Raw genomic sequence first — 8,738 nt, 5'->3', positions numbered from 1 at the left:
GGCCGCCAGACCAGCCATCATCCGCGCGAGACCCTGTACCGCTCCAGCGCTTCCAGCGGCTACAAAGCGTCTTGTAAAGGCCAAAGACCTCCGGCACGTCGCGCGGCGCCAGCCATTGCGATCGACGAAGGCAATCACGCTCGAGACTCACTTGTCATCCACCCGAGGCTTGCCCTGCGACTTCGGGAAGAAAGCGGACAGCCTGCCCATCCGCTTGTCGGTCGGCCAGTAGAGGTCGCTCATGCACCAGATACGCGACACGACCCTCCAACTCCAGGGGTGGTTGGGCTTGGTCAGGCGGGGCTCGATTTCATGTGCCTCGCAGATCATGTCGAACCGCATCTGCCGGGAATACGCGGTGTTGCGGTTCCGGGGCTGCCCGGCGAACTGGATGCCGTTGTCAGTCAGGATCGTGTGGATGCGATATGGGATCGCCTTGAGAAGATGTGCGAGGAACTCCCACGCGGTCTTGCGATCAGCCTTGTCCACGAGTTGCGTGACCGCAAACTTGCTGGTCCGGTCGATGCCCACAAAGAGATGAAGCTTGCCCTCCACCGTCCGAACTTCGGCGATATCAATGTGGAAGAACCCGACAGGGTAGCGCTTGAACTTCTGCCGCTTCGGCTTGTCCACTGCCCGACAGTGCATTGCGCAGCAATGTCACGAGAGCCCTCGACATCCGGCAAGCGCGAGACGTTATGGCGCTGCAGGCAACGATGCAGGGCTGAACGTGTCAGGCGCGGGATCGAGGGCTGCAGGGCATAGGGGCAGTCGTCCAGCGGCAGCAGCGTGTGCCGTCGGAACGCGCCGATCATCGCCGCCTCCGTCTCGGTCAGAACTGTCGAGCGCGGCTCCCTCGGAGCTGTCTTCAGATCCTCGACCGTCGCCCGCTTCCGCCACTTCGCAACCGTCTTGGGTTCGATCCCCAACTCGCCGCTCAGCCGCGAGAGCGAAGCTTGCCCCTCTCGGGATCATGCTGCGCATCACCCTGCCGGGCAGTGGATCGCTGTATTGCAACTCTGACGGCGAACGTGCCCTCCCCGCAGATCTGCCATGCAGATCGCCTGCCGGGTGACAGTACGTGGCGGTCCCATGACGAACTTGTCCCATATCGCCTCTTTCCATTCCCGAGAAAGGATCGCACCACCAAACCGTGGGATCAAACAGCTAGTTTAAGGCTGCGGCGCCGCTCGGCACGCCCTATTCGGGAATCAAGCCGAATCTCGGATAGTCGTCATTTCGTCGAGGAAACGAAGAAAAACGTGGCAGGTGTACTTGCGGTCCACAAGCGTGAACGTTACTTCGACGGAAGTGACGCGGGGTGGAGCAGTTCGGTAGCTCGTCAGGCTCATAACCTGAAGGTCGTAGGTTCAAATCCTACCCCCGCAACCACCGAAATCTGATTCAAGACTGATAAAGCGCCCCTCGGGCTCTTTTGTCTTTCTGACCGGCTGCGGTGACCATCCTGGCGAGATCGCCATGGATCATGACCGCGAAACCGTCGCGCGCATTCTCGTCCGGGTGGACTCGGACTTCGGAAATGAGCCGGCTCATCAGTTCGTTCGCGATGACAACCTCCGTCGGCTTGGCCAAGAAACTATCGAGCCGTTCGAAAAGACCGTCGTAGACCATCTCGAGATCCGGCGTCTCCGCCGACGACGGGGACTTCGATGACTTGTCGCGCGCGATGATTGCCGCCTCGAGCAGCTGTGCCTCCTTCACCTTCGCCTGGATGCACTCAACGAGGGCATCGCTTCCCACTTCGCTTTCGAGAATGTCGAGAAGGTGCGCGATCGCCCGCCGGACCTTTGCGAGATCGACCTCCAGCGTGAGATTCTTCCTGTTGGCCTTGGCGGATTCGGCATTCATAAGACGCGCGACCTTGGACTTGAAATACCCCGTAAGTTCAGGCGTCAGAAGTCCCTGACGGAGCCGACCGAGGATTCATTTTTCGAGGCGGAAGCGAAGATCGTCTTTGCGTTCCCGCATTCCTGTGCACCGCGCGTCTTGCGCCCGTAGCACCCGTAGCGATCCTTCGCGACAATGGTGTACCCCGCGCCGCAGCAATCGCAATTGACGAGACAGGCAAGTAGATACTCTGCGCGGTGGGATCCGTTCAGTGAGCGGGCGTCGGTCTCATCTTTCGCGTACTTCTCGTAGGTCGCCTCCAGACGATCTGAACGGAATTCCAGAGTTCGTCATCGACGATCTGTAACTCGGGACGGTCGCGATGCACGATGTTGTCCACCTCGGCCGGTCGCGAGACGCGGTTGCCGGTCTCCAGGTCCTGCATGAAATTGTTCCGGCCGTAGACGATCACGCCGACATACGCCTCGTTACGCAGCATGCCGTCCCGCTTCTTTGCGTTCCCCCGGATCGTGCTGTCGTTCCACTTCCCGCCGCGCAGACTGGGAATGCCATCGGCGTTGAGACGAGCCGCAGTCGCACGTGGTCCGGCTCAAAAGTCTACGTCAGGGAGGACCACTTTTCAGGGCGCACTCCAAGGATCATGGCGCCCTTCTCGTAGCGTGCGTTCACCAGCTGGAAGAACAAATTGGCGCGGCCCTGGCTGATGGGCAGGTAGCCGATCTCGTCCACTGCCCGGCAGTGGGTTGCAAACCAAGAGAGGGACGATCAAGAGCGCGGCGCGGGCGTAGAAGCGGACCATCTCGGTGAGCTGTCCGTGGCGTTCGGCTCTGGCGAGGCCGTCGATCAGTTCGGCCAGCGAGGCGCGGTAGACTTGGCGGCCGGCCTGCACGGCGGCAACGCCGAGGGCGGTGGCGAGGTGGCTTTTCCCGGTGCCCGGCGGCCCGAGGAAGTGGACGACCTCGGCACGACGAATGAAGTCGAGCTGGGCAAGAGCCGCGATGCGCTCGCGGTCGAGCGAGGGCTGGAAGGAGAAGTCGAAGCTCTCGAGCGTCTTGACCGGATGGAGCTTTGCGGTGCGCAGGGTCCCGCAGCAGTTCGTGGGTGCAGAAATCGAGCGAGTTACGACCGCCCTTACTGCCGTTTGTTTATCGCGCAGAGACAATCCGCTCCAATCCAGAATGCTCATCACTGCTTGTATCGGCGAGAAATCAGTTGCGGACGTTTGGCGGCTGGCCGCAGGTCGCGTGGGGCAGGTCAGCACAAGTTAAACACTGTACCCGCCTACTGGCGAAGGCGCGGGCGCCGGAAGGCCGGGAACCTCGGCCGATAAGCGCAGCCTTGCGGCGTCTCTCGATGGCGGCAGGCCGAATTGCCGGGCATATTCGCGGCTGAACTGTGAGGGGCTTTCATAGCCAACCCCGAAGGCTATGGAGGTTGCATTGCCGTCGCCTGCGAGCAGTTTGGAGCGTGCGTGCAGCAGCCGTACGTGCTTCTGGTACTGGAGAGGAGACAGGGCCGTGACTGCCTTGAAGTGGCGGTGGAAGGCCGAAACGCTGAGGGCCGCCATCTCGGCCAGCGCCTCGACTCGTATGGGTTCAGCGAAGTGCACCCGTATCCACTGGATGGCGAGGTTGATCCGGGACAGCGCGGTGTCGGGTGTCGCGATGTCGTGCAGCATCCAGCCCATCGGGCCCTGTAGGACGCGAAAGAGGATCTCGCGCTCGTAGGCCGGGGCGAGGGCCGCGACCTCGTCCGGGCGCTCCATCAGGCGCAGCATGCGCAGCCAAGCGTCCAGCAATTCCGGCGTCACGGGCGCAACCGAGAAAGCGGGATCGTAGAGAGCCCCTCCGGCAGGTTTGGGCAGGTCGGCCAAGAGGTTCACCAGGATCGCGGGCGTCAGCGTCAGGCTGACCGCCAGATAAGGCTCGCCAGCGGCGGACGGATGAACGGAACCGACCGCCGGCAAGTCGACTGACATGACGAAATAGGTCGCAGGATCGTAGCGAAGTGTCAGGTCGCCGACCGTCATCGTCTTCGAGCCATTCAGGATAAGGTTCACCATCGGGTCGTAGACCGCGGCAAGCTGGTGCTCCGGGATCTCGCCTTGCACCATGGCAACGCGCGGGATGCCGGTTTCGGTGCGGCAATTTTCGGCACGCGCTGCCAAGTATCTGAGTTCGTGAAGCTGCGTTTCCATCAACCACTTCTGACACCAGTTCGGCCCGACGACAACGCGAAAGCAGGATCAGGCAAGTTTAGGGGGGGATCGGGTGAGCAGGGCCGGGGCACGGCGGCTATCTCTTGTCCATCCGAACAAGGGAATAGCGAAATGAGTATCGTCATCATCACCGGCGGAAGCCGCGGCCTTGGGCCAGCACGGCTATCCAATGTGCCAATCCGGGGATGGGCGTCATCCTGACTTACACAGCAATGCAGCCGCCGCCGAGGATGTTGTCGCGACGAACGAGGCCTCCGGTGGCAAGGCGGCGGCCCTGAAGCTCGATGTGGCCAACAGCTCCAACTTCCCGGCCTTCCGTGACAGCGTCAGGTCCGTGTTGGCCCGGAACTGGAACGCGCAGAGCTTCGATGCCCTCGTCAACAACGCGGGATACGGGATCTACGAACCGATTGAGACCGTCACCGAAGAGGTGTTCGACGGCCTCTTCCGGGTCCACCTCAAGGGGCCGTTCTTCCTGACGCAGGCGCTGCTTCCGCTAATGGCAGACGGCGGTCACATCGTTAACCTGACCAGCGCAACCAGCCGCGTGGGGACTGCTGGCATTGCGCCCTATGCGTCCTTCAAGGGCGGTCTCGAAGTGCTGACTCGCTACATGGCCAAGGAGTTCGGGGCGCGCGGAATCCGGGCCAACTCCGTTGCACCGGGGCCGATCCGCACCGAGCTCGGCGGCGGGTTGAACGAAGAATTCGAGACCCTGCTCGCCGGGCAGACGGCACTTGGTTGCGTGGGTGAGCCGAACGACGTCGGCTGCATGATCGCGGGGCTCCTTTCCGACGACAACCGCTGGGTCAACGCCCAGAACATCGAAATCACCGGTGGCTACAACATCTGAGGAGACTTTCATGCTCGACCACATCTTTCTGACCGTGAGCGATACCGCGCGTTCGATCGCCTTCTACGAACAGGTCCTGCCGATCCTCGGGATCACTGCCCGCCACGACTACGACGGCAGCGAGGGCCCGGCGGGGCATCCCGACCTCAAGGGCTTCGGTGCAGGTGGCAAGGTTTTCTTCTGGCTGCGCCAGGGCACCCCTGCTCAAGGGGCAGTGCATGTCGGCTTTGTCGCCACATCTGACGCCATGGTTCGGGCCGTCCATGCCGAGGCACTCTCGGCCGGGGCGGTCGAGATCCACGCGCCGGGCCCGCAGCTCCACTACGACCCGCGCTACTTCGCGGCGCACGTGCGCGACCCGGACGGCTACAGCCTCGAATTCGTCTACAAGAGCTGGCAGCATGGGAACTGACGTGATGCACCCCGCGATAGGGGACGCCGCCATCGCGCTGGTCGAGGCGACCAACGCCTACGACGTGAACGCAGTCCTGGCGCTCTTCACAGCCCATGCGGTGATCGACGATCCATCGACCGGACACCGGTTCGACGGTCACGCCGGCGTTCGCGACTACGTTGAGCGATTTTTCGTGGGCTTTCACACTGTGACCCGCATCCTGTCCCTCGAAGGGATGGGTGCGGTCAGCGCCCGGCTGCGCGTCGATTTCACGGGGGATTTCGGCCACGAGGTCGGACGCCTCGACCTGTCGGTCGATGCCGCCGGGCTGAGCAAGCGCATCGACGCCGACCTCGAATAGACCTGAAGGAATTCCAATGACAACTCTCATGATTTACGGCGCCGCCGGCTATACCGGCGGCATGGTGGCGGAGCATGCCGCCTCGTCCGGACACGGCCTCGTGCTTGCCGGGCGCGAGAACGACAGGGAGAAGCTGCAAGCGTTGGCCGACCGTCACGGCGCGGATACAAGGCTGTTCTCGCTAGACGATCCGGATGCCGTCGCGGCGGGCCTTGCAGGGATATCGGTGGTGCTGAACGCCGCCGGACCCTTCGCACATACGGCCGCGCCCCTCATGTCGGCCGCGATCCGCGCCGGGGTGCATTACCTCGACTTCTCGGCCGAACTGGACACATATCGCGAGGCCCTGGCGCTCGACCCTCGAGCCCGAGAGGCCGGAGTCATGCTTCTGCCGGGAAGCGGGGGAAGCGTCGCCATATTGGGGAGTCTCGCCGGGCATGCCGCTGCCCGCGTGACATCTCCCCGGAAGATCAGCATCGCGCTGCATGTCGCAGGTTCGATGTCGAAAGGATCGGCGGTCAGCGCAAGTCAGAGCCTCGCGCCGGAAACATTGCAACTCGTCCAAGGCGCTCTCGTCACGCGCAGCCCCGAGGATGTGCGCGAGTTCGATTTCGGCTTCGGGCCGAGATCGTCCTTCCCGGTGACGCTGCCCGACCTGCTGACGATTCATCAGGCGACCGGCGTGTCCGACATCGAAACCTTCGTCCACGTCACCGCCGGTTCCTTTGCGACAGGAGATGTAAAGGATCTGCCCGCGGGGCCCAGTTTCGAGGAGCGCGAAGCGAACCGGTATCAGGCGTCGGTCGAAGTCACGGGCGCGGACGGCAGCGTGGTACGCTCGGTGCTCGACACGGTGAACGGCTACACCTTCACTTCCATGGCGGCAGCAGAAGCGGCCCGGCGGGTGCTTGCCGGGGACGTGCGGCCCGGCTTCCAGACGCCGGCCGGCCTGTTCGGCAACGGCTTTGCCGAGACCATCGCCGACACGCGGATCGTCGATCTCTGACAACCTGCCCCGGCGACGAGAAGGCCGCCCCCAAGCTGGCCTCTCATTTCGATGATTGCGACTGCGGCAAGCCGGGCCGCAGGTCGCAATCATCCCTCCTTCCGATAACATTGTAGTGACTGATATATAAAGTGTGTGGCTCCTGCGGGTGCACTCCCATAAAGACGCAATATAGCAATCGATATATCTTCCAATCAAGGCGGCAGACCCAGTGCGCCCGATCACGAAACGCCCATCGCAACGGGCGGCTTACATGCAAAGGAAACAGCAATGACGCTTACAGGAAAAACGGCCCTCATCACCGGCGGATCGTCCGGCATCGGTTTGGGGATCGCAAAAGAACTGGCAGTCCAGGGCGCCAAGGTGGTCATCACAGGCCGTCAGGAGGCCAAGCTCAATAGCGCAGCTGCGGAGATCGGCAGCAATGCGCGGGCGATCAAGGCGGAGGTTTCGGACCTTGCCCAACTCGACCAGCTCTACGAGACGATCAAGGCTGACTATTCGACGATCGACATCCTCGCGGCCAATGCAGGCGGCGGCATCATCGCGCCACTTGGTGCCATCACCGAGGAGCAGGTCGACAACACCTTCGCAACCAACGTCAAGGGCGTCATCTTCACGGTCCAGAAGGCCCTGCCCCTGATGAAGGCCGGAGCGTCCATCGTCCTGATCGGCTCCACCTCATCCATCCAGCCCGGTGCCGGGCTCAGTGTCTACGGAGCCTCCAAAGCTGCGCTGCGTGATCTGGTCAGATCGTGGGTCCTCGACATCAAAGGTCTCGGGATCCGCATCAACGTCGTCAGCCCGGGCCCTGTCAGAACGCAGTCACTGCTCGACTTTCTGCCAGAGGGACAGCAGGACGATATCCTTGCCTTCCTCGAATCCAAGAGCACTGTCGGTCGGCTTGGACAGCCCGAGGATATCGCCAAAGCCGTCGCCTTCCTGGCCGGCGAAGGGTCGGGCTACATCAACGGCATCGAACTGTTCGTCGATGGCGGCGCGTCGCAGGTCTGACCCTCGGCCCCGGTCCGCGCGCGGTTCCGGGGCGCTTTCAATCTCAACCCTAAACAGATCGTCCGGGACCGGATGATCGAAAGGGAAATCGTGTCAGTTGAAATCTATTGCCTCATCGCGACTGCGGTGCTGCTCCTCGCCCTCGCTATCGTATCCACGGCCCTTTACGGCGGCCAGGTCGGCAACCCCGCACTGACGGGCAATCGCGAGGGCATAGCCCCACCCACCGGCGCCGCGGGGCGGGCAAGGCGCGCGCACCTGAACCTTCTGGAGAACGCGGTTCCCTTTGCCCTGGTGATCCTGAGCGCAGAGGTGATCGGGGCCACGTCTGGCGTCACTCAGACAGCGGCGCTCGTGTTCATCGTCGCGCGGGCCGTGCACGCAATCTTCTATGTTGCTGGCATTCCGGGCATCCGCACCCTTGCTTGGCTTGCGGGCGTCGTGGCGACGATCGTGATCGCGATCGCGATCGTTGCCTGAACCTGCAACGCTTTAGGGCGGCCCTTGCAAGAAGGCCGCCCCTTTGAATGTCTGCCGATGGACGCGTTCTTATTCAGTCTGACAGACCGCTTCGATATTGTTCCCGTCAGGATCCAATACATACGCCGCATAGTAGCTGTCGTGGTATCGGGAGCGTATGCCAGGCTCGCCGTTGTCGTGGCCCTCCACGCCCAAAGCGCGCGCATGAAACAGATTTACGCTTTCCCTGCTCGGGGCGCGAAGGGCCAGATGGATAGGTGCTGCCACATCGCGGGGGCCGACCAGCCAGAGCCGTGGATAGCCATCCTTGCCAAATCCAGCCCGCCAAGCTTCACCTTTGGCTGCCTTCACGGACAGGATTTCTTCCAGCCCGATCGGCTCAAGCGCGGCGCGATAGAAGGACCGCGCGCGCTCGAAGTGCGATACGGGTATTTCGACGTGGTCGATCACACCTTCGGGGGGCTGGGTCGTATCCGTCCGTTGTGACTGCTCTGACGGTGAGCCTCTGCTGTCGATAATGTCCATGATCGATAATGGACATCT

The 8,738-nt window shown here is 62.5% G+C and carries 10 protein-coding genes, 1 tRNA gene and 4 pseudogenes; 7 read left to right on the top strand and 8 right to left on the bottom strand.

Annotated features, from left to right (window positions below; translation table 11 throughout):
- Both Q1A87_RS22100 and Q1A87_RS22095 read right to left on the bottom strand, forming a co-directional pair.
- A pseudogene (locus tag Q1A87_RS22100) lies at nucleotides 1-243 on the bottom strand (transposase); the annotation flags it as partial.
- 27 nt (nucleotides 244-270) lie between these two features.
- Nucleotides 271-926 (bottom strand): annotated as a pseudogene (locus Q1A87_RS22095) (DDE-type integrase/transposase/recombinase); the annotation flags it as partial.
- 389 nt (nucleotides 927-1,315) lie between these two features.
- On the opposite strand from Q1A87_RS22095, the gene Q1A87_RS22090 reads away from it, so the two are divergent.
- A tRNA-Met gene (locus tag Q1A87_RS22090) sits at nucleotides 1,316-1,392 on the top strand.
- A 12-nt stretch (nucleotides 1,393-1,404) separates the two neighbouring features.
- Here the strand turns inward: Q1A87_RS22090 and Q1A87_RS22085 are convergent.
- The 5 genes and pseudogenes from Q1A87_RS22085 to Q1A87_RS22065 form a co-directional block, all read right to left on the bottom strand.
- Nucleotides 1,405-1,869, bottom strand: a complete 465-nt coding sequence (locus Q1A87_RS22085; RefSeq protein ID WP_299656633.1) for a hypothetical protein — start codon at nucleotides 1,867-1,869, stop codon at nucleotides 1,405-1,407.
- A 247-nt stretch (nucleotides 1,870-2,116) separates the two neighbouring features.
- Nucleotides 2,117-2,440, bottom strand: a pseudogene (locus tag Q1A87_RS22080) (recombinase family protein); the annotation flags it as partial.
- 26 nt (nucleotides 2,441-2,466) lie between these two features.
- A complete protein-coding gene (locus Q1A87_RS22075; RefSeq protein ID WP_299656630.1) occupies nucleotides 2,467-2,598 on the bottom strand; it encodes an ATP-binding protein in 132 nt (43 codons plus the stop codon).
- A 97-nt stretch (nucleotides 2,599-2,695) separates the two neighbouring features.
- Nucleotides 2,696-3,055: pseudogene (locus tag Q1A87_RS22070) on the bottom strand (ATP-binding protein); the annotation flags it as partial.
- 78 nt (nucleotides 3,056-3,133) lie between these two features.
- A complete protein-coding gene (locus tag Q1A87_RS22065) occupies nucleotides 3,134-4,066 on the bottom strand; it encodes an AraC family transcriptional regulator (protein WP_299656627.1) in 933 nt (310 codons plus the stop codon).
- Nucleotides 4,067-4,235: 169 nt separating this feature from the next.
- Here Q1A87_RS22065 and Q1A87_RS22060 point away from each other — a divergent pair, with 169 nt between their 5' ends.
- From Q1A87_RS22060 to Q1A87_RS22035, 6 genes are all read left to right on the top strand, one after another.
- Nucleotides 4,236-4,940 carry an SDR family oxidoreductase gene (locus Q1A87_RS22060; RefSeq protein WP_299656624.1) on the top strand — a complete coding sequence of 235 codons (705 nt, stop codon included), beginning with the start codon at nucleotides 4,236-4,238 and terminating at the stop codon, nucleotides 4,938-4,940.
- 10 nt (nucleotides 4,941-4,950) lie between these two features.
- On the top strand, nucleotides 4,951-5,352 hold the full coding sequence (locus tag Q1A87_RS22055) for a VOC family protein (RefSeq protein ID WP_299656621.1): 402 nt from the start codon (nucleotides 4,951-4,953) through the stop codon (nucleotides 5,350-5,352).
- A gap of 4 nt (nucleotides 5,353-5,356) precedes the next feature.
- Nucleotides 5,357-5,695 carry a nuclear transport factor 2 family protein gene (locus Q1A87_RS22050; protein WP_299656618.1) on the top strand — a complete coding sequence of 113 codons (339 nt, stop codon included), beginning with the start codon at nucleotides 5,357-5,359 and terminating at the stop codon, nucleotides 5,693-5,695.
- 16 nt (nucleotides 5,696-5,711) lie between these two features.
- A complete protein-coding gene (locus Q1A87_RS22045; RefSeq protein WP_299656615.1) occupies nucleotides 5,712-6,701 on the top strand; it encodes a saccharopine dehydrogenase NADP-binding domain-containing protein in 990 nt (329 codons plus the stop codon).
- Nucleotides 6,702-6,971: 270 nt separating this feature from the next.
- Nucleotides 6,972-7,715 carry an SDR family oxidoreductase gene (locus Q1A87_RS22040; RefSeq protein WP_299656613.1) on the top strand — a complete coding sequence of 248 codons (744 nt, stop codon included), beginning with the start codon at nucleotides 6,972-6,974 and terminating at the stop codon, nucleotides 7,713-7,715.
- 72 nt (nucleotides 7,716-7,787) lie between these two features.
- On the top strand, nucleotides 7,788-8,195 hold the full coding sequence (locus Q1A87_RS22035; protein WP_299656611.1) for an MAPEG family protein: 408 nt from the start codon (nucleotides 7,788-7,790) through the stop codon (nucleotides 8,193-8,195).
- 69 nt (nucleotides 8,196-8,264) lie between these two features.
- On the opposite strand, the gene Q1A87_RS22030 is transcribed toward Q1A87_RS22035, so the two are convergent.
- Nucleotides 8,265-8,738, bottom strand: a 474-nt coding sequence (locus tag Q1A87_RS22030; protein ID WP_299656609.1) for a VOC family protein, incomplete at its 5' end; no start/stop codon positions are given.

This window comes from uncultured Jannaschia sp. (assembly GCF_947494055.1).
Taxonomy (GTDB): Bacteria; Pseudomonadota; Alphaproteobacteria; order Rhodobacterales; family Rhodobacteraceae; genus Jannaschia.
This window is presented reverse-complemented; position numbering and strand designations above follow the sequence as displayed.

What these genes read in the sequence shown, in the direction of transcription:
- Q1A87_RS22085 (WP_299656633.1), bottom strand. Translation starts at nt 1,869, where the DNA reads ATGAATGCCGAATCCGCCAAGGCCAACAGGAAGAATCTCACGCTGGAG.
- Q1A87_RS22065 (WP_299656627.1), bottom strand. Translation starts at nt 4,066, where the DNA reads ATGGAAACGCAGCTTCACGAACTCAGATACTTGGCAGCGCGTGCCGAA.
- Q1A87_RS22055 (WP_299656621.1), top strand. Translation starts at nt 4,951, where the DNA reads ATGCTCGACCACATCTTTCTGACCGTGAGCGATACCGCGCGTTCGATC.
- Q1A87_RS22050 (WP_299656618.1), top strand. Translation starts at nt 5,357, where the DNA reads ATGCACCCCGCGATAGGGGACGCCGCCATCGCGCTGGTCGAGGCGACC.
- Q1A87_RS22045 (WP_299656615.1), top strand. Translation starts at nt 5,712, where the DNA reads ATGACAACTCTCATGATTTACGGCGCCGCCGGCTATACCGGCGGCATG.
- Q1A87_RS22040 (WP_299656613.1), top strand. Translation starts at nt 6,972, where the DNA reads ATGACGCTTACAGGAAAAACGGCCCTCATCACCGGCGGATCGTCCGGC.
- Q1A87_RS22035 (WP_299656611.1), top strand. Translation starts at nt 7,788, where the DNA reads ATGATCGAAAGGGAAATCGTGTCAGTTGAAATCTATTGCCTCATCGCG.